The sequence below is a fragment of the Pseudomonas sp. GW822-FHT07A10 genome, from assembly GCF_058798795.1.
Genome location: NZ_JBXAKV010000009.1, coordinates 264,601 through 284,563 on the forward strand (window position 1 = coordinate 264,601; position 19,963 = coordinate 284,563).

16 protein-coding genes and 4 tRNA genes are annotated in these 19,963 nt (G+C 55.1%); all 20 read right to left on the bottom strand.

From position 1 onward, the window contains the following. Positions 1-75: 75 nt before the first annotated feature. The 20 genes from rpsJ to birA all read right to left on the bottom strand — a co-directional run bounded on the left by rpsJ (position 76) and on the right by birA (position 19,811). Positions 76-387, bottom strand: coding sequence for a 30S ribosomal protein S10 (gene rpsJ, locus AC1RL4_RS17415; RefSeq protein ID WP_003186070.1), 312 nt, complete (start codon positions 385-387; stop codon positions 76-78). A gap of 158 nt (positions 388-545) precedes the next feature. Further along, a complete protein-coding gene (tuf, locus tag AC1RL4_RS17420; RefSeq protein ID WP_007933700.1) occupies positions 546-1,739 on the bottom strand; it encodes an elongation factor Tu in 1,194 nt (397 codons plus the stop codon). Between the two features lie 30 nt (positions 1,740-1,769). Then, the gene (gene fusA / locus AC1RL4_RS17425; RefSeq protein ID WP_007933703.1) at positions 1,770-3,875 is read right to left on the bottom strand and encodes an elongation factor G; all 2,106 of its coding nucleotides are present in this window, start codon (positions 3,873-3,875) and stop codon (positions 1,770-1,772) included. 30 nt (positions 3,876-3,905) lie between these two features. Beyond that, positions 3,906-4,376: a 30S ribosomal protein S7 gene (gene rpsG / locus AC1RL4_RS17430; RefSeq protein ID WP_002555493.1), complete on the bottom strand. Its 471-nt coding sequence runs from the start codon at positions 4,374-4,376 to the stop codon at positions 3,906-3,908. A gap of 118 nt (positions 4,377-4,494) precedes the next feature. After that, positions 4,495-4,866, bottom strand: coding sequence for a 30S ribosomal protein S12 (rpsL, locus tag AC1RL4_RS17435; protein WP_003186084.1), 372 nt, complete (start codon positions 4,864-4,866; stop codon positions 4,495-4,497). Positions 4,867-5,084: 218 nt separating this feature from the next. Next, on the bottom strand, positions 5,085-9,284 hold the full coding sequence (gene rpoC / locus AC1RL4_RS17440) for a DNA-directed RNA polymerase subunit beta' (RefSeq protein WP_007933713.1): 4,200 nt from the start codon (positions 9,282-9,284) through the stop codon (positions 5,085-5,087). A 64-nt stretch (positions 9,285-9,348) separates the two neighbouring features. Next, positions 9,349-13,422, bottom strand: coding sequence for a DNA-directed RNA polymerase subunit beta (rpoB, locus tag AC1RL4_RS17445; protein ID WP_230173025.1), 4,074 nt, complete (start codon positions 13,420-13,422; stop codon positions 9,349-9,351). Positions 13,423-13,642: 220 nt separating this feature from the next. Next, positions 13,643-14,008 (bottom strand): 50S ribosomal protein L7/L12, encoded by a 366-nt coding sequence (gene rplL / locus AC1RL4_RS17450; RefSeq protein WP_018925654.1) that lies wholly within the window; start codon positions 14,006-14,008, stop codon positions 13,643-13,645. A gap of 78 nt (positions 14,009-14,086) precedes the next feature. Continuing rightward, entirely contained in the window at positions 14,087-14,587 is a 501-nt protein-coding gene (gene rplJ, locus AC1RL4_RS17455; protein ID WP_018925653.1) for a 50S ribosomal protein L10, read from the bottom strand. Positions 14,588-14,785: 198 nt separating this feature from the next. Then, positions 14,786-15,481 (bottom strand): 50S ribosomal protein L1, encoded by a 696-nt coding sequence (gene rplA, locus AC1RL4_RS17460; RefSeq protein WP_007933725.1) that lies wholly within the window; start codon positions 15,479-15,481, stop codon positions 14,786-14,788. Further along, positions 15,481-15,912, bottom strand: coding sequence for a 50S ribosomal protein L11 (rplK, locus tag AC1RL4_RS17465; RefSeq protein ID WP_007933726.1), 432 nt, complete (start codon positions 15,910-15,912; stop codon positions 15,481-15,483). The genes rplA and rplK overlap by 1 nt, the downstream gene beginning before the upstream one ends. Before the next feature lie 117 nt (positions 15,913-16,029). Continuing rightward, positions 16,030-16,563: a transcription termination/antitermination protein NusG gene (gene nusG / locus AC1RL4_RS17470; RefSeq protein WP_007933727.1), complete on the bottom strand. Its 534-nt coding sequence runs from the start codon at positions 16,561-16,563 to the stop codon at positions 16,030-16,032. 9 nt (positions 16,564-16,572) lie between these two features. Further along, on the bottom strand, positions 16,573-16,941 hold the full coding sequence (gene secE, locus AC1RL4_RS17475; RefSeq protein ID WP_007933728.1) for a preprotein translocase subunit SecE: 369 nt from the start codon (positions 16,939-16,941) through the stop codon (positions 16,573-16,575). A gap of 45 nt (positions 16,942-16,986) precedes the next feature. Then, positions 16,987-17,062: transfer RNA gene (locus AC1RL4_RS17480), tRNA-Trp, on the bottom strand. A 174-nt stretch (positions 17,063-17,236) separates the two neighbouring features. After that, positions 17,237-17,312 (bottom strand) — tRNA-Thr (locus AC1RL4_RS17485). Between the two features lie 26 nt (positions 17,313-17,338). After that, positions 17,339-17,412, bottom strand: a tRNA-Gly gene (locus AC1RL4_RS17490). Between the two features lie 24 nt (positions 17,413-17,436). Beyond that, positions 17,437-17,521, bottom strand: a tRNA-Tyr gene (locus AC1RL4_RS17495). A gap of 143 nt (positions 17,522-17,664) precedes the next feature. Beyond that, a complete protein-coding gene (locus tag AC1RL4_RS17500; RefSeq protein ID WP_230173010.1) occupies positions 17,665-18,105 on the bottom strand; it encodes a hypothetical protein in 441 nt (146 codons plus the stop codon). 7 nt (positions 18,106-18,112) lie between these two features. Beyond that, positions 18,113-18,862, bottom strand: coding sequence for a pantothenate kinase (locus tag AC1RL4_RS17505; protein WP_019581414.1), 750 nt, complete (start codon positions 18,860-18,862; stop codon positions 18,113-18,115). Continuing rightward, entirely contained in the window at positions 18,852-19,811 is a 960-nt protein-coding gene (gene birA / locus AC1RL4_RS17510) for a bifunctional biotin--[acetyl-CoA-carboxylase] ligase/biotin operon repressor BirA (protein WP_019581415.1), read from the bottom strand. The genes AC1RL4_RS17505 and birA overlap by 11 nt, the downstream gene beginning before the upstream one ends. Positions 19,812-19,963: the final 152 nt, after the last annotated feature.

Sequence of the window (19,963 nt, forward strand, 5' to 3'; positions counted from 1 at the left end):
AAACCTCATGAGTGTACGGGGCTTTCACCCGCTATGGCCGCCCATTTCAGAGCGTTACACGACTAAGACCGAGTCTTAGCCGAGGCTGATCTGCACTTCCACACCGGCCGCAAGATCAAGCTTCATAAGAGCATCAACGGTTTTATCCGTTGGCTGGACGATGTCCAGAACGCGCTTATGAGTACGGATCTCGTACTGGTCACGCGCGTCTTTGTTGACGTGCGGGGAGACCAGAACGGTGAACCGCTCTTTACGGGTAGGCAGTGGAATTGGACCACGCACTTGAGCACCAGTACGTTTCGCGGTTTCCACGATTTCCTGGGTGGATTGGTCGATCAGGCGATGGTCAAAAGCCTTCAACCTGATACGGATTTGCTGATTTTGCATTGGATTTCAGACTCCGGCTGCTATTCCCACCGGGCGCAATACGCCCGTTAAAAGGAGGCGCAATTCTATAGACGCCCCCGATAGGTGTCAACCCAATAAAAAAGCCCCCGCTAAGCGGGGGCTTTTTCAAAGCATCGAAGCTATCTCAAAAGAGAAGCTTACTCGATGATTTTAGCTACAACGCCAGCACCAACGGTACGGCCGCCTTCGCGAATAGCGAAACGCAGACCGTCTTCCATTGCGATGGTTTTGATCAGGGTAACAGTCATTTGAATGTTATCGCCTGGCATTACCATTTCAACGCCTTCTGGCAGTTCGCAGTTACCAGTCACGTCAGTAGTACGGAAGTAGAACTGTGGACGGTAGCCTTTGAAGAACGGAGTGTGACGACCGCCTTCTTCCTTGCTCAGAACGTAAACTTCTGCGGTGAACTTGGTGTGCGGCTTAACGGTACCCGGCTTAACCAGAACCTGACCACGCTCCACGTCATCACGCTTGGTGCCGCGCAGCAGCACGCCGCAGTTCTCGCCAGCACGACCTTCGTCGAGCAGCTTGCGGAACATTTCAACACCGGTGCAGGTGGTGACGGTAGTGTCACGCAGACCAACGATTTCCAGTGGATCCTGAACGCGAACGATACCGCGCTCGATACGACCAGTCACAACAGTACCGCGACCCGAGATCGAGAATACGTCTTCGATTGGCATCAGGAACGGCTTGTCAGTCAGACGAACTGGTTCTGGGATGTAGCTGTCCAGAGTTTCAACCAGTTTCTTGACGGCAGTGGTGCCCATCTCGTTATCGTCCAGACCATCCAGCGCCATACGAGCGGAGCCGATGATGATTGGAGTGTCGTCGCCTGGGAAGTCGTAAGTGCTCAGCAGATCGCGCACTTCCATCTCAACCAGTTCCAGCAGCTCAGCGTCGTCTACCAGGTCAGCCTTGTTCAGGAAAACCACGATGTACGGAACGCCTACCTGACGGGACAGCAGGATGTGCTCACGGGTTTGTGGCATCGGACCATCAGCGGCCGAGCAAACCAGGATAGCGCCGTCCATTTGAGCAGCACCGGTGATCATGTTCTTCACATAGTCAGCGTGACCTGGGCAGTCAACGTGAGCGTAGTGACGGATCTTCGAGTTGTACTCAACGTGAGCGGTGTTGATGGTGATACCGCGAGCTTTCTCTTCTGGTGCGCTGTCGATCTTGTCGAAGTCAACACGAGCCGAACCGAAAACTTCGGAGCAGACGCGAGTCAGAGCAGCGGTCAGAGTGGTTTTACCGTGGTCAACGTGACCGATAGTGCCAACGTTGACGTGCGGTAGGGAACGATCAAATTTTTCTTTAGCCACGACAATTAACTCCTTGCCTAAAGGACTGAATCAGCCTTGTTTTTTGGTAACGGTTTCGACGATGTGCGACGGAGCCGTATTGTATTTTTTGAATTCCATAGAGTAGCTTGCGCGACCCTGAGACATGGAACGAACGTCGGTCGCATAACCGAACATCTCGCCCAACGGAACCTCGGCACGAATTACTTTACCGGAAACCGTATCTTCCATACCCAGAATCATGCCGCGACGACGGTTAAGGTCGCCCATCACGTCACCCATATAGTCTTCAGGCGTAACAACCTCTACCGCCATGATCGGCTCAAGCAACTCACCACCACCCTTCTGGGCCAGTTGCTTGGTCGCCATGGAAGCAGCCACCTTAAACGCCATCTCGTTCGAGTCGACGTCGTGGTAAGAACCATCAAACACGGTAGCCTTCAGGCCGATCAGCGGATAGCCGGCAACAACACCGTTCTTCATCTGCTCTTCGATACCCTTCTGGATAGCCGGGATGTATTCCTTAGGAACCACACCACCCACTACTTCGTTCAGGAATTGCAGACCTTCCTGACCTTCGTCAGCAGGTGCAAAACGGATCCAGCAATGACCAAACTGGCCACGACCGCCGGACTGACGAACGAACTTGCCTTCGATTTCGCAGCTCTTCGTGATGCGCTCACGGTACGAAACTTGAGGCTTACCGATGTTGGCTTCGACGTTGAACTCACGGCGCATCCGGTCAACCAGGATGTCCAGGTGCAGCTCGCCCATGCCGGAGATGATCGTTTGACCAGTCTCTTCATCAGTTTTGACGCGGAAAGACGGGTCTTCCTGAGCAAGCTTGCCCAGAGCGATACCCATTTTTTCCTGGTCATCCTTGGTCTTAGGCTCTACGGCAACCGAAATAACCGGCTCCGGGAAGTCCATGCGAACCAGGATGATTGGCTTGTCAGCGTTGCACAAAGTTTCACCAGTGGTGACGTCCTTCATGCCGATCAAGGCCGCGATGTCACCAGCGCGTACTTCCTTGATTTCTTCACGGGCGTTTGCGTGCATTTGCACCATACGACCCACGCGCTCTTTCTTGCCTTTTACCGAGTTGATCACGCCGTCGCCGGAGGCCAACACGCCCGAGTAAACCCGAACAAAGGTCAAGGTACCCACGAATGGGTCGGTAGCGATCTTGAACGCCAGAGCCGCGAAAGGCTCGTCGTCGCTTGCATGACGCTCCATTTCCTCTTCCTCGTTATCCGGGTTGGAACCCTTGATAGCAGGAATGTCGGTTGGAGCAGGCAGGAAGTCGATAACGGCGTCGAGAACCAGGGGAACACCCTTGTTCTTGAAGGAAGAACCGCAAACAGCCAGAACGATCTCACCAGCGATAGTACGCTGACGCAGAGCGGCCTTGATTTCCTCGATGGAGAGCTCTTCCCCTTCGAGATACTTGTTCATCAGCTCTTCGTTGGCTTCGGCCGCAGCCTCGACCATGTTGCTGCGCCACTCTTCAGCCAGCTCCTGCAGCTCAGCAGGAATGTCCTTGCGAACAGGGACCATACCCTTGTCAGAGTCATTCCAGTAGACAGCTTGCATGTTGATCAGATCGATCTGACCCTGGAAGTTGTCTTCGGAACCGATAGCCAACTGGATTGGCACCGGAGTGTGACCCAGACGCTGCTTGATCTGACCGATCACGCGCAGGAAGTTAGCGCCAGCACGGTCCATCTTGTTTACGTAAACAAGACGTGGAACGCCGTACTTGTTGGCCTGACGCCATACGGTTTCCGACTGAGGCTCAACACCCGAAGTACCGCAGAACACAACGACAGCGCCGTCGAGTACGCGCAGGGAGCGTTCAACTTCAATAGTGAAGTCTACGTGGCCCGGGGTATCGATAACGTTGAAACGGTGTTCGTGCGAGTACTGCTTCTCAGAACCTTTCCAGAAGGCGGTGATTGCAGCAGAAGTAATGGTAATACCACGCTCCTGCTCCTGCACCATCCAGTCTGTGGTCGCGGCGCCGTCATGCACCTCGCCCATTTTGTGACTTTTGCCAGTGTAAAAAAGGACGCGCTCGGTGGTGGTGGTTTTACCAGCATCCACGTGAGCAACGATACCGATGTTACGGTAGCGGCTAATCGGAGTAGTACGAGCCATAAAGCCCTCGCAAAATTAGTGAAGCTAAAATTAGAAGCGGTAGTGCGAGAAAGCCTTGTTGGCTTCAGCCATACGGTGCACGTCTTCACGCTTCTTAACAGCAGCACCTTTACCTTCAGCAGCGTCCAACAGTTCGCCAGCCAAACGCAGAGCCATAGACTTCTCGCCGCGCTTACGGGCGAAGTCTACCAACCAGCGCATTGCCAGCGCGTTACGACGGGACGGACGAACTTCGACCGGAACCTGGTAAGTAGCACCGCCTACACGGCGCGACTTTACTTCGACCAGCGGAGCGATGGCGTCGAGAGCTTTCTCGAAGATTTCCAGGGGGTCGCTGTTCTTGCGTTCTTTAACCTTTTCCAGCGCGCCATAAACGATACGCTCGGCAACGGCTTTTTTGCCGCTTTCCATCACGTGGTTCATGAACTTGGCCAGGATTTGGCTTCCGTATTTTGGATCGTCAAGCACTTCGCGCTTGGCTGCTACGCGTCTTCTTGGCATGGATAAGCCCTCAAACGGTCTTCAGGTTCGCTCGGAATCGGTGCCCTTTCGGGACGCCTCCGACCTTACTCTTATCGACTCAGAAAAATAGAAATCGGTTTTTTGCTGCAAGCGACTATTACTTCGGACGCTTGGTACCGTACTTCGAACGACCTTGGTTACGACCTTTAACGCCGGAAGTATCCAAAGAGCCGCGAACGGTGTGGTAACGAACACCTGGCAAGTCTTTTACACGACCGCCGCGGATCAGTACCACGCTGTGCTCTTGCAGGTTGTGGCCTTCACCGCCGATGTACGAGGAAACCTCGAAACCGTTGGTCAGACGCACACGGCATACTTTACGCAGTGCCGAGTTAGGTTTTTTCGGCGTAGTGGTATACACACGGGTGCATACGCCACGACGTTGCGGGCAGTTCTGCAGCGCAGGCACGTCGGATTTCTCGACGATACGCTTACGCGGCTGACGTACCAGCTGGTTGATAGTTGCCATCTACTAGCTCCACTGTTGTCTTGCGACGCTATTGTCTTGCAAGAAAAGCAAAATGGCAGGAACGAATCCCCGCCAAATTTAGGGGTACAAGAGTCTAAAGAGGATCTTGCCCCCAGTCAAGGCAAGGCCCCGACCTCTCCCCCCATCCAACCTCGACAAATTGTCTCGACTGGATGAACGGAGCGATCAGGGCCTGCACTCATTTACTACCGCAGAACTCAGTTACCGCTCGAGTTCAGCGCTTCGGTCAGTGCAGCTTCCACTTCACTGGCGCTCACGCGCAACGGTTTGTCAGCATCACGGCGGCGCTTGCGCTCGCTGTGATAAGCCAGACCGGTACCGGCCGGGATCAGACGACCCACGACCACGTTTTCTTTCAGGCCGCGCAGGTAATCGCGCTTGCCGGTTACCGCCGCCTCGGTCAGTACGCGAGTGGTTTCCTGGAAGGAAGCCGCCGAGATGAACGATTCGGTGGACAACGACGCCTTGGTGATACCCAGCAGAACGCGAGTGAACTTGGAGACAAATTTGTCTTCATTGCTCAGACGCTCGTTCTCTACCAGCACGTGAGTCAATTCCATCTGGTCGCCCTTGATGAAACTGGAATCGCCGGATTCAGCGATCTCAACTTTACGCAGCATCTGACGCAGGATGGTCTCGATGTGCTTGTCGTTGATCTTCACGCCTTGCAGACGGTAAACGTCCTGGATCTCGTTCACGATGTACTTGGCCAGCGCACTCACACCCAGCAGACGCAGGATGTCGTGTGGATCGCTCGGACCGTCGGAGATAACTTCGCCGCGGTTTACCTGTTCGCCTTCGAAGACGTTCAGGTGACGCCACTTCGGAATCAGCTCTTCGTACGGATCGCTACCGTCGTTCGGGGTGATAACCAGACGGCGCTTGCCTTTGGTCTCTTTACCGAACGCGATGGTGCCGCTGACTTCAGCCAGAATCGAGGCTTCTTTCGGACGACGGGCTTCGAACAAGTCGGCAACACGCGGCAGACCACCGGTGATGTCACGGGTCTTCGAAGTCTCTTGCGGAATACGAGCGATAACATCACCGATCGCGATTTTCGCACCGTCCGCTACACCGACCAGGGCGTTAGCAGGCAGGAAGTACTGAGCAATTACGTCGGTACCCGGCAGCAAGAGATCCTTGCCGTTGTCATCAACCATCTTCACAGCAGGACGGATATCTTTACCGGCAGCTGGACGGTCTTTGGCGTCGAGTACTTCAATGTTGGTCATACCGGTCAATTCGTCAGTCTGACGCTTGATCGTGATGCCTTCTTCCATGCCCACGTAGGTCACGGTACCTTTCATTTCGGTAACGATTGGGTGAGTGTGCGGATCCCACTTGGCCACGATTGCGCCAGCGTCGACCTTGTCACCTTCTTTAACCGAAATCACAGCACCGTACGGCAGCTTGTAGCGCTCACGCTCACGACCGAAGTCATCAGCGATTGCCAGCTCACCGGAACGGGACACAGCAACCAGGCAACCGTCCACTCGCTCAACGTGCTTCAGGTTATGCAGACGGACGGTACCGCCATTCTTCACCTGAACGCTGTCGGCTGCGGAGGTCCGGCTTGCCGCACCACCGATGTGGAACGTACGCATGGTCAGCTGGGTACCCGGCTCACCGATGGACTGGGCAGCGATAACGCCGACCGCTTCACCGATGTTCACCTGGTGACCACGAGCCAAGTCACGGCCGTAGCACTTGGCGCAAATGCCGTAGCGGGTTTCGCAGCTGATCGGCGAACGCACGATCACTTCGTCGATGCTGTTCAGCTCGATGAACTCGACCCACTTCTCGTCTACCAGAGTGCCGGCAGGAACGATAACTTCCTCGGTACCTGGCTTGAATACGTCACGAGCAATGACACGACCCAATACGCGCTCACCCAACGGCTCAACAACGTCACCGCCTTCAATGTGCGGAGTCATTACCAAGCCATGTTCGGTGCCGCAATCGATCTCGGTCACAACCAGATCCTGCGCCACGTCTACCAGACGACGAGTCAGGTAACCGGAGTTCGCAGTTTTCAACGCGGTATCCGCCAGACCTTTACGAGCACCGTGAGTAGAGATGAAGTACTGAAGTACGCTCAAACCTTCACGGAAGTTCGCAGTAATCGGCGTTTCGATGATGGAACCGTCCGGCTTGGCCATCAGACCACGCATACCGGCGAGCTGACGGATCTGAGCGGCAGAACCCCGTGCACCCGAGTCGGCCATCATGTACATCGAGTTGAAGGATTCCTGGTCGACTTCGACGCCATGACGGTCGATGACTTTCTCTTTCGAGAGGTTGGCCATCATCGCCTTGGAAACTTCGTCGTTCGCCTTGGACCAAAGGTCGATCACTTTGTTGTACTTCTCGCCCTGGGTTACCAGGCCGGAGGCGTACTGACTTTCGATCTCTTTCACTTCGTCGGTGGCTGCACCGATGATGCGGGCTTTTTCATCCGGGATAACGAAGTCGTTAACACCGATGGAAACGCCGGAGATGGTCGAATAGGCAAAACCGGTGTACATCAACTGGTCAGCGAAGATCACGGTCTCTTTCAAACCAACCACGCGGTAGCACTGGTTGATCAGCTTGGAGATCGCCTTCTTCTTCATCGGCAGGTTGACGACGTCGAAGGACAGACCTTTTGGCACAACCTGGAACAACAGCGCACGGCCGACGGTAGTGTCGACGATACGGGTGTTGGTCACGCTGCCGCCATCACGATCGTTCACGGTTTCGTTGATCCGCACCTTGACCTTGGCGTGCAGTGCGGCTTCGCCGGCACGGAACACACGGTCAACTTCCTGCAGATCCGCGAACACACGACCTTCGCCTTTGGCGTTGATCGCTTCACGAGTCATGTAGTACAGACCCAATACAACGTCCTGCGACGGAACGATGATTGGCTCACCGTTGGCTGGCGACAGAATGTTGTTGGTCGACATCATCAACGCGCGCGCTTCCAGCTGGGCTTCCAGCGTCAGCGGTACGTGCACGGCCATTTGGTCGCCGTCGAAGTCGGCGTTGTACGCAGCACAGACCAGAGGGTGCAGCTGGATAGCCTTACCTTCGATCAGTACCGGTTCAAACGCCTGGATACCCAGACGGTGAAGGGTCGGTGCACGGTTGAGGAGAACCGGGTGTTCGCGAATCACTTCAGCGAGAACGTCCCAAACCTCTGGCAGCTCGCGCTCGACCATCTTCTTGGCCGCTTTGATGGTGGTTGCAAGACCACGCATTTCCAGCTTGCCGAAAATGAACGGCTTGAACAGCTCGAGAGCCATCTTCTTCGGCAGACCGCACTGGTGCAGACGCAGGGTCGGACCTACGGTAATTACCGAACGACCGGAGTAGTCAACGCGCTTACCGAGCAAGTTCTGACGGAAACGACCTTGCTTACCCTTGATCATGTCAGCCAGGGATTTCAGAGGACGCTTGTTGGAACCGGTGATAGCGCGGCCACGACGACCGTTGTCGAGCAGTGCATCGACGGCTTCCTGCAACATACGCTTTTCGTTGCGCACGATGATGTCCGGAGCGGACAGATCAAGCAGGCGCTTCAAACGGTTGTTACGGTTGATCACTCGACGATACAGATCGTTGAGGTCGGAAGTCGCGAAACGACCGCCATCCAATGGGACCAGTGGACGCAGATCTGGCGGCAGCACCGGCAGAACGGTCAGCACCATCCACTCTGGCAGGTTGCCGGAACCCTGGAAGGCTTCCATCAACTTCAGACGCTTGGACAGCTTTTTGATTTTGGTTTCGGAGTTGGTTTGCGGAATTTCTTCACGCAGACGGCCAATCTCGTGCTCCAGGTCGATAGCGTGCAGCAGTTCGCGGACAGCTTCGGCACCCATGCGGGCATCGAAATCGTCGCCGAACTCTTCCAGCGCTTCGAAGTACTGCTCGTCATTGAGCAGCTGCCCCTTTTCAAGGGTGGTCATGCCTGGATCGATAACGACATAGCTCTCGAAGTAGAGAACCCGCTCGATATCACGCAGGGTCATGTCCATCAGCAAGCCGATACGGGACGGCAGCGATTTCAGGAACCAGATGTGGGCTACTGGCGAGGCCAGTTCGATGTGCGCCATGCGCTCACGACGAACTTTTGCCAGCGCGACTTCAACGCCACACTTCTCGCAGATCACACCACGGTGTTTCAAGCGCTTGTACTTACCGCACAGGCACTCGTAATCCTTTACCGGGCCAAAGATCTTGGCGCAGAACAGGCCGTCACGCTCAGGTTTGAACGTACGGTAGTTGATGGTTTCCGGCTTTTTAACTTCACCGAACGACCACGAACGGATCATCTCAGGCGATGCCAATCCAATACGGATGGCGTCGAACTCTTCGACTTGACCCTGGTTTTTCAGCAAATTCAGTAGGTCTTTCAAGGCCTTTCCTCCTGGCGGAGCAGAGAGCGGGCAATCCTGCCCCGCTCTCGATTCGCGTCACGTGTTATTCGGTTTCCAGATCGATATCGATGCCGAGGGAACGAATTTCCTTGATCAACACGTTGAAGGACTCGGGCATGCCCGGCTCCATACGGTGATCGCCGTCCACGATGTTTTTGTACATCTTGGTCCGGCCGTTCACATCGTCCGACTTCACTGTGAGCATTTCTTGCAGAGTGTAAGCAGCACCGTATGCTTCCAGTGCCCAGACCTCCATCTCCCCGAAACGCTGACCACCGAACTGCGCCTTACCACCCAGCGGCTGCTGGGTAACCAGGCTGTACGAACCGGTAGAACGAGCGTGCATCTTGTCGTCTACCAAGTGGTTCAGCTTCAGCATGTACATGTAGCCAACAGTAACCGGGCGCTCGAACTTGTTGCCGGTACGGCCGTCGGTCAGCTGCATCTGGCCGCTTTCTGGCAGGTCTGCCAGTTTCAGCATGGCCTTGATTTCACTTTCCTTGGCGCCGTCGAACACTGGAGTGGCCATTGGAACGCCGCCACGCAGGTTCTTCGCCAGATCCAGGATTTCCTGGTCGGAGAAGCTATCCAGATCTTCGTTACGACCGCCGATCTGGTTGTAGATCTCGTCCAGGAAGTTGCGAAGTTCAGCAACCTTACGTTGCTCTTCGACCATCCGGTTGATCTTCTCGCCCAGACCTTTGGCCGCGAGGCCCAGGTGGGTTTCAAGGATCTGACCAACGTTCATACGCGAAGGTACGCCCAACGGGTTGAGGACGACGTCGACCGGGGTGCCATTGGCATCGTGCGGCATGTCTTCAACCGGCATGATCACGGAGACCACACCCTTGTTACCGTGACGACCGGCCATCTTGTCACCCGGCTGGATGCGACGACGGATTGCCAGGTAAACCTTGACGATTTTCAGCACGCCTGGAGCCAGGTCATCGCCCTGCTGCAGTTTGCGCTTCTTGTCTTCGAACTTGTCGTCCAGCAGACGGCGGCGATCAACGATGTAGGCCTGAGCCTTCTCGAGCTGCTCGTTCAGAGCATCTTCAGCCATACGCAGTTTGAACCACTGGCCGTGCTCAAGACCGTCGAGAACTTCGTCGGTGATTTCCTGACCTTTCTTCAGACCGGCGCCGCCTTCGGCTTTGTGGCCGACCAGAGCGGAACGCAGACGTTCGAAAGTAGCGCCTTCAACGATACGGAACTCTTCGTTCAGGTCCTTGCGGATCTCGTCGAGTTGAGTCTTCTCGATCGACAGTGCACGAGCATCACGCTCAACGCCGTCACGGGTGAAGACCTGTACGTCGATGACAGTACCCTTGGTGCCGGTAGGCACACGCAGGGAGGTGTCTTTAACGTCGCTGGCTTTTTCACCGAAGATCGCACGCAGCAGTTTTTCTTCCGGAGTCAGCTGGGTCTCGCCTTTCGGAGTGACCTTACCTACCAGGATGTCGCCTGCGCCTACTTCAGCACCTACGTAAACGATACCGGCTTCGTCCAGCTTGTTCAGTGCAGCTTCACCCACGTTCGGGATGTCTGCAGTGATTTCCTCTGGCCCAAGCTTGGTGTCACGCGCCACACAGGTCAGTTCCTGGATGTGGATCGTGGTGAAACGGTCTTCCTGAACAACACGCTCGGACAGGCAGATGGAGTCTTCGAAGTTGAAGCCGTTCCATGCCATGAACGCGATGCGCATGTTCTGACCCAGAGCCAGTTCACCCATATCGGTGGACGGACCGTCGGCCATGATGTCGCTGCGCTGAACCCGATCACCTTTGCTCACCAACGGACGCTGGTTGATGCAGGTGTTCTGGTTGGAGCGGGTGTACTTGGTCAGGTTGTAGATGTCGACACCAGCTTCGCCGGTTTCAACTTCATCATCAGCAACACGAACCACGATACGGCTGGCGTCGACGGAATCGATCACGCCGCCACGACGAGCCACGACGCAAACGCCGGAGTCGCGAGCCACGTTACGCTCCATGCCGGTACCTACCAGCGGCTTGTCAGCACGCAGGGTTGGTACAGCTTGACGCTGCATGTTCGAACCCATCAACGCACGGTTGGCGTCGTCGTGCTCGAGGAACGGGATCAGCGACGCAGCAACCGAAACTACCTGCTTCGGCGACACGTCCATCAAGGTGACGTCTTCCGGCGCCTTGACGGTGAACTCGTTCAAGTGACGAACAGCTACCAGCTCGTCGATCAGGACTTTCTTGTCGTTCATCGTGGCCGAAGCCTGAGCGATCACGTGATCAGCTTCTTCGATGGCGGACAGGAACACGATCTCGTCGGTGACCAGAGCGTCTTTCACCACGCGGTACGGGCTCTCTAGGAAGCCGTACTGGTTGGTGCGCGCATAGGCGGCCAGGGAGTTGATCAGACCGATGTTCGGACCTTCCGGCGTTTCAATCGGGCATACACGACCGTAGTGAGTCGGGTGTACGTCACGAACTTCGAAGCCTGCACGTTCGCGAGTCAAACCGCCTGGGCCGAGTGCAGAGACACGACGCTTGTGGGTGATCTCGGACAGCGGGTTGTTCTGGTCCATGAACTGGGACAGCTGACTGGAACCGAAGAACTCTTTCACCGCCGCAGCCACTGGCTTGGCGTTGATCAGGTCTTGCGGCATCAGGCCTTCGCTTTCCGCCATCGACAGACGCTCTTTGACCGCACGTTCAACACGTACCAGGCCAACGCGGAACTGGTTCTCGGCCATTTCGCCTACGCAGCGAACACGACGGTTACCCAGGTGGTCGATGTCATCGACGATGCCTTTACCGTTACGGATGTCGACCAGAGTCTTCAGAACCGCGACGATGTCTTCTTTGCACAACACGCCCGAACCTTCGATCTCGGTACGACCGATACGACGGTTGAACTTCATCCGGCCGACCGCAGACAGGTCATAGCGCTCAGGACTGAAGAACAGGTTGTTGAACAGTGTCTCGGCAGCGTCCTTGGTTGGCGGCTCGCCTGGACGCATCATGCGATAGATCTCGACCAGCGCTTCCAATTGGTTGCTGGTGGAGTCGATCTTCAGGGTGTCGGAGACGAACGGACCGCAGTCGATATCGTTGGTGTACAGAGTTTCGATGCGAACAACGCCCGCCTTGGCAATTTTTGCCAGGATTTCGGTGTTCAGCTCGGTGTTGCACTCTGCCAGGATTTCGCCGGTAGCCGGATGCACGATGACCTTGGCAGTAGTGCGACCCAGGACGTAGTCCAGAGGCACTTGCAGCTCTTTGATCCCGGCTTTTTCCAGCTGGTTGATGTGGCGAGCGGTGATACGACGACCTTGCTCGACAATAACCTTGCCTTTGTCATCCTGAATATCGAGGACAGCAATTTCACCACGCAGGCGTTGAGGCACCAGTTCCAGGCTGAGGTTTTCACCCTGCACGTGGAAGACGTTGGTGGTGTAGAACGCGTCCAGCACTTCTTCAGTGGTATAGCCCAGCGCACGCAGCAGTACCGATGCAGGCAGCTTGCGACGACGGTCGATACGCACAAATACGCAATCTTTCGGGTCGAACTCGAAGTCCAGCCACGAACCGCGGTAAGGAATGATGCGCGCGGAGTACAGCAGCTTGCCGGAGCTGTGCGTCTTGCCACGGTCGTGGTCGAAGAACACGCCCGGGGAACGGTGCAGCTGGGAAACGATTACACGCTCGGTACCGTTGATTACGAAGGTACCGTTCTCAGTCATCAGGGGGATTTCACCCATGTAGACTTCTTGCTCTTTGATGTCCTTGATCGCTTTGTTCGACGATTCTTTGTCGAAAATGATCAGGCGCACTTTTACCCGCAAAGGTACGGCGTAAGTTACACCGCGCAATACGCATTCTTTGACATCAAATGCCGGTTCGCCCAGGCGATAACCGACGTACTCCAGCGCAGCATTGCCGGAGTAGCTGATGATCGGGAAAACGGATTTGAAGGCCGCATGCAGGCCCACGTCGCGGAACTGATCTTTAGTCGCTCCCGCTTGCAAGAATTCACGATACGAATCCAGCTGGATGGCCAGGAGGTACGGCACATCCATGACGTCCGGCAACTTGCTAAAGTCCTTGCGGATACGTTTTTTCTCAGTATATGAGTAAGCCATCAGCGTTCCCCAGCTTGGTCACCTGCTTGTTTGGCCCCTCCCGACGGGAGCAGCCAGAAAATCGTGCAAACCCCATGGTTTGCGCCACCACATCGGGTGGATACAGCTCGTTACCAGCACCGACCCAGTCGGCTGCCAATAACGGAAAAAGGCCGGTGGCAAGAGCCACCAGCCATCAGCCTTTCGCTTAACGCTCGGGCTGGAGGAGCAAAGTCGATGCTTATTTCAGCTCGACTTTAGCGCCTGCTTCTTCCAGAGCTGCTTTGGCTTTGTCAGCTGCGTCTTTGGCAACAGCTTCCAGAACCATGGCAGGAGCGCCGTCAACTACAGCCTTGGCTTCTTTCAGGCCCAGACCGGTCAGTTCACGTACAGCCTTGATCACGTTAACTTTCTTCTCGCCAGCTTCGGTCAGCATGACGTTGAATTCAGTTTGCTCTTCAACAACAGCGGCAGCAGCAGCTGGACCAGCAGCAGCAACAGCAGCGGTAACGCCGAAGGTTTCTTCCATTGCTTTGATCAGCTCAACAACTTCCAGAACGGTTTTCTGGCCGATTGCTTCGATGATTTGTTCGTTAGTCAGAGACATGACTTGAATCCTGTATTGGGGTGACAGCTTACGCAGCCATCAAATTAAACATATGATTTTGAAAGGTCTCGCTGTGCCTTAGGCAGCAGCTGCTTCTTTCTGGTCGCGAACGGCTGCCAGGGTACGAGCCAGCTTGCTGGTAGCGCCTTGGATCACGCTCATCAGTTTCGCAATAGCTTCGTCGCGGGTCGGCAGGGTAGCCAACACGTCGATCTGGTTAGCGGCAAGGAACTTGCCATCAAACGCAGCTGCCTTGATCTCGAACTTGTCCTGACCCTTGGCGAACTCTTTGAAAATCCGGGCAGCAGCGCCTGGATGTTCTTTGGAGAATGCAATCAGGGTAGGGCCGGTGAACACGTCGTTGAGGACACTGAATTCAGTGTCAGCAACAGCGCGCTTGAGCAGGGTGTTACGTACGACACGTACATAAACGCCAGCTTCACGAGCCTCTTTACGGAGTCCGGTCATCGCGCCTACTGTTACGCCACGGGCATCAGCCACGACAGCGGACAGAGCGACTTTGGCAGCCTCGTTGACTTCAGCGACGATGGCCTTCTTGTCTTCGAGTTTAATTGCCACGGGTTTAACTCCTGCTTGTTACCGTTTCATCCAGTCGAAACCGGATGTCGTTTTGGTGTCTGATTCGGTAAGGAACCGGGAGCACCATCTGCGTAGGCTTGAGGTTTAAGACTTGCGTCGCCTACGGTCTTGGATAGCCCCCGCCAGGCAGGGACCCCAATCTTTCAATTGGCGCAATTACTTGCGCCAACCTGCGTCTTACGCGTCGAGCGAACCCTGGTCGATGACCAGACCTGGGCCCATAGTAGTGCTCAGGGTAACGCGCTTGACGTAAATACCTTTCGAGGAAGCTGGCTTGATACGCTTCAGATCAGCGATCAGGGCTTCAACGTTTTCCTTCAGCTTGACGGCATCGAAGCCGACTTTGCCAACGGAAGTGTGGATGATGCCGTTTTTGTCGGTGCGATAACGAACCTGACCAGCCTTGGCGTTTTTAACCGCGGTAGCTACGTCTGGAGTTACAGTGCCGACTTTAGGGTTAGGCATCAGACCACGTGGACCGAGGATCTGACCCAACTGACCTACAACGCGCATTGCATCCGGGGATGCGATCACTACGTCATAGTTCAGGTCGCCGCCTTTCATTTCGGCAGCCAGGTCGTCCATACCTACACGGTCAGCGCCGGCAGCCAGAGCGGCCTCGGCAGCTGGACCCTGAGTGAACACAGCAACGCGAACGGTCTTGCCGGTACCGTGCGGCAGCACGGTAGCGCTACGAACGACCTGGTCGGATTTACGCGGGTCAACACCCAGATTCACAGCTACGTCGAACGACTCGCTGAACTTGACAGTCGACAGCTCGGACAGCAGAGCAGCAGCGTCTACAAAGTTGTAGGCCTTGCCTGCTTCGATTTTGCCGGCGATAGCCTTTTGACGCTTGGTCAGCTTAGCCATTACACACCCTCCACGTTAAGGCCCATGCTACGAGCAGAACCGGCGATAGTACGCACGGCTGCCTCCATATCAGCTGCAGTCAGATCCGCGTTTTTGGTTTTCGCGATTTCTTCCAGCTGAGCACGAGTCACAGTGCCAACCTTAACGGTGTTCGGACGAGCGGAACCGCTAGTCAGACCAGCAGCCTTCTTCAGCAAAACCGAAGCAGGAGTGGATTTAGTTTCGAACGTGAAGCTACGGTCGCTGTAGACAGTGATGATCACTGGAGTCGGCAGACCTGGCTCAAGACCCTGAGTACGGGCGTTGAAAGCCTTGCAGAATTCCATGATGTTCACGCCGTGCTGACCCAGAGCAGGACCAACAGGTGGGCTTGGGTTAGCCTGAGCGGCCTTCACTTGCAGCTTGATGTAAGCGGTAATCTTCTTGGCCATGAGGCACTCCAATTACGGGTTCAAACGCCTCGAAAGGCTCCCCGGTTACTTGCGCGTTTATCCCAGTGACGACAAAACCCCACAGCCTGGGGCTGCGGGGTTGGGATGCTTGCTCAGCTAGACCTTTTCGACCTGGCTGAACTCCAACTCTACCGGAGTAGAGCGACCGAAAATGAGCACCGCCACTTGGATCCGGCTCTTTTCGTAGTTAACCTCTTCAACCGTGCCGGTAAAATCGGCAAACGGTCCGTCGTTGACACGTACCGACTCACCCGGCTCGAACAACGTCTTCGGCTTCGGCTTGTCGCTACCATCAGCAACGCGACGCAGAATCGCTTCTGCTTCTTTATCTGTGATTGGTGCAGGCTTGTCGGCAGTACCACCGATGAAACCCATCACCCGAGGAGTATCCTTGACCAAGTGCCAAGTACCCTCGTTCATGTCCATCTGAACCAGCACATAACCTGGGAAGAATTTGCGCTCGCTTTTGCGCTTCTGGCCATTACGCATTTCAACCACTTCTTCAGTGGGAACCAGAATTTCGCCGAAGCCATCTTCCATGCCAGCCAGCTTTACGCGCTCGATCAACGAACGCATGACATGCTTCTCGTAACCGGAGTAAGCATGCACAACGTACCAACGCTTAGCCACGGGACACCCTTAGCCGACGATCAAGGAAACAAGCCAGCCGAGCAGGGAATCAAGCCCCCACAACAGCAACGCCATAACCAGAACAACAGCCACAACGATCAACGTGGTCTGCGTAGTTTCTTGGCGAGTTGGCCAAACGACTTTACGAATCTCGGTGCGCGCTTCCTTAACCAGTACAAAGAAAGACTTGCCCTTAACCGTCTGCAAGCCTACAAAGGCAGCTACAGCAGCAATGACCAGCAAAGCGAGCACGCGGTACAGGATCGGCGAAGCAGAGTAATACTGATTGCCAACAACGCCAACAATCACCAAAGCAACTACTACCAGCCACTTAAGTAGATCGAAGCGAGAGCCTTGAGCTTCAGCTTTAGGAGTCATCTATGAAGATCCTGTGAAAAGAAAGCCAGACACACCTGGTGAATCTGGCAGGTCAGGAGGGAATCGAACCCCCAACCTACGGTTTTGGAGACCGTCGCTCTGCCAATTGAGCTACTGACCTAAAACAAAATCAGGCCGACCATTATGCCGGCCCGAAAAAGACTTTACAACAATTTACTCATCGATCCTGGCCATGCACACCAGCACCTAAGACGCACAACACCCTCTCAGGCAACAACGCGCATCTACAAGCCATTAAAACAAAGGCAGATATTTTCATATCTGCCTTGTTATATGGAGCTCTTGAGCGGATTTGAACCGCTGACCTCACCCTTACCAAGGGTGTGCTCTACCAACTGAGCTACAAGAGCGTAACACTTTGCAGGACCTGCAAACCTGGAGCGGGTAGCGGGAATCGAACCCGCATCATCAGCTTGGAAGGCTGAGGTTCTACCACTAAACTATACCCGCGGAGCTTGCAGCTCTCGCTAAAAATGGTGGAGGGGGAAGGATTCGAACCTTCGAAGTCGTAGACGTCAGATTTACAGTCTGATCCCTTTGGCCGCTCGGGAACCCCTCCTAAGCGAGCCGGCATTCTATACTATGCCAGCCTTCTGTCAAGCATTTTCTCATTAAAAACCTGAGGTTAGCTGCGTTGACCTCGCTTCGCACCGTCAACCTTTAAAAGGTCTTCACTGCGAAGCGGGCGCCATTCTATGCAAACTATTCGACAGGTGCAACCCCCTCGCACGGCATTATTTTATGTTTTAACTCATTGAATTCTTTAGAAAGGCTTTGCAACTGCAAGTCATCCAGCAAACGCCGGCTTTCCGGCGCCACACGCAACCAGTAACCCGCATATTCAGGGAGATCCTTCGGCAAGGACTGAAACTTGATGTCCATGCCACTCAATCGATGTTCGATTGCCTGAGCGACTTCCTGCCGGGCAGAACCGCCCAGATAGAGACAACTGCTTTCCGTCTGCGTGGATTTTCCTTTGTCTCGGGTCGTATCAGTCGCCTCGCTCAACAAACGAATGTCCTGCTGAGAGCCCCGATACAAACTCAAGGGGGTCACATCCTTCGCGCGAAGCGGAGCCTCCTGTTGGTGCCAGACGTAATAGAACACATTGAGAACAAGCAGTAGCAGGAACAACCAACGCATAAAAACCTCAAGACAAGGGACACGCCATAGCCAACCCTACAAACACCAGATCTGGAACCACCCTGGCCTCAGGCACAATCTCGGAGACCAGATCAGCATCTCCTCCTGTGAGGAATACAGCGAAATCCTCCCCCCAATAGCTGCGCGCCAACTCTAGCTGAGCCTGAACAAAGCCCCTCAACATCAGCAAGCAACCTCGCTCGACCGCCTCGACGGTAGTACGCCCGGGAACAAGACTCTCCAAAGCGCGCTCGGCAGCAAGGTCGCCATAGCGGATTCTACGGGTATGAGTACGCAACTGGTTACGCATTAAGGGCATTCCCGGACAGATGAACCCTCCAAGATGCTCGCCATCCCTAGCGACAAAATCAGCAGTGACTGCGGTACCGAAGTCGAGCACCAGACAAGCACCTGAAGCCAGGTGAAATCCTCCGAGCATTGCTAGCCAGCGATCAAGCCCTAGCCGCTCGAACTCTTCATAGCCATTACGAACCCCGGACATTTCCCGAGCCGGTGTGGCGCACACCACGGAAACACCGAAAGCCTCTGACAACAAAGAGATCAAGGCTCCGGTTTCTTCAGCGGTTCTGACGCTCACTAACCGACAATGCTTGAGAGCGAGCCCCTTGAGCCCCCTCAAGCTCTCAAGCAGCGCGAGATCCGAATCAACGACACCCTCACCAACCACCCGCCCGACATCCGCGCCGAGCACACGCCACTTGATGAAACTGTTTCCACAATCGAGCTCAAGAATCATCACGCAACCTCAGGCTGAGCTCACCACCACTAAAGACTTTTTCCACGCCATCCACCTTCAAGCGCAAGGCACCCTGACCATCGATACCCAACACCTCTCCATCTATCTGACTAGCTCCAGCAATCAACGACACGGCGCGTCCCTGCCATAGATGATTTTGCTCCCACTCCGCCCGGATAGCCGGAAATCCGCCGACCTGGTGGCGACTCAAGTAGGCCCGGAGCATCACCCCCAACTTCGCAACCAGGTGATTGCGATCAACCGCCTTGCCCGACTCGAGCCGCATGGACGTCCACTGCTGGTCAACCTCATCAGTCATCTGCATGTTCACATTGATCCCGACACCGATCACTACGTGACACACATCTGCAGGATCACCCACCAATTCGAGCAATATTCCAGCAATTTTTTTCTGACCAACCAGAACATCATTGGGCCACTTCAACCCCGCGCCCGAAATACCAAGCTCTCGCAAGGCCTGCAGTACGGCGAGCCCAACAACTAGACTCAAGCCTTCCAGCTGCCGCATCCCACCCTCAATGCGCAGCACCAGGCTGTAATAGATGTTTTCTGCGAACGGACTCACCCACTTGCGTCCACGCCGTCCGCGACCGGCCGTTTGCCGCTCAGCAAGCACCAGAAATGGCGCGACCTGGCCACGCTCAATAGCGCGCAAGGCTTCAGCATTGGTAGAGTCAATTGAGTCGAGGACCAGGATGGGCCACTCACAGGAAGGCTCACGCGCGCATATCTCGACAGGATCAAGCAGCGTCAATGGCGCAGCCAGCTGATAGCCGCGACCGCGCACTTTATGAATGGACAAGCCGAGCTCAGCCTCCAAATGCTGAAGCTGCTTCCATACAGCACTACGACTGACGCCCAAGGCGACGCCCAGGGCCTGGCCCGAATGGAATCGACCATCCTTAAGAAGCTTTAACAACGTCAGCATGCAAGTCTCGCCTCACAATGAGGCCCGCATGATAGCCATGCACCGAGCAGTTGCATAGAAACCCTAAACGTCAGTTTTCCTGCGGGCAAAACAAAACCCCTACCTGCATACGCAGATAGGGGTTTCGGAATTTAATCTTGACGATGACCTAC

Bases quoted from the DNA above. Each gene is read 5' to 3' on its own strand.
- birA (WP_019581415.1), bottom strand. From the start codon at position 19,811: ATGCTGACGTTGTTAAAGCTTCTTAAGGATGGTCGATTCCATTCGGGC.
- rplK (WP_007933726.1), bottom strand. From the start codon at position 15,912: ATGGCCAAGAAGATTACCGCTTACATCAAGCTGCAAGTGAAGGCCGCT.
- rplL (WP_018925654.1), bottom strand. From the start codon at position 14,008: ATGTCTCTGACTAACGAACAAATCATCGAAGCAATCGGCCAGAAAACC.
- rpsL (WP_003186084.1), bottom strand. From the start codon at position 4,866: ATGGCAACTATCAACCAGCTGGTACGTCAGCCGCGTAAGCGTATCGTC.
- secE (WP_007933728.1), bottom strand. From the start codon at position 16,941: ATGACTCCTAAAGCTGAAGCTCAAGGCTCTCGCTTCGATCTACTTAAG.
- rpoB (WP_230173025.1), bottom strand. From the start codon at position 13,422: ATGGCTTACTCATATACTGAGAAAAAACGTATCCGCAAGGACTTTAGC.
- rpsJ (WP_003186070.1), bottom strand. From the start codon at position 387: ATGCAAAATCAGCAAATCCGTATCAGGTTGAAGGCTTTTGACCATCGC.
- fusA (WP_007933703.1), bottom strand. From the start codon at position 3,875: ATGGCTCGTACTACTCCGATTAGCCGCTACCGTAACATCGGTATCGTT.
- AC1RL4_RS17500 (WP_230173010.1), bottom strand. From the start codon at position 18,105: ATGCGTTGGTTGTTCCTGCTACTGCTTGTTCTCAATGTGTTCTATTAC.
- AC1RL4_RS17505 (WP_019581414.1), bottom strand. From the start codon at position 18,862: ATGATTCTTGAGCTCGATTGTGGAAACAGTTTCATCAAGTGGCGTGTG.
- rplA (WP_007933725.1), bottom strand. From the start codon at position 15,481: ATGGCTAAGCTGACCAAGCGTCAAAAGGCTATCGCCGGCAAAATCGAA.
- rpsG (WP_002555493.1), bottom strand. From the start codon at position 4,376: ATGCCAAGAAGACGCGTAGCAGCCAAGCGCGAAGTGCTTGACGATCCA.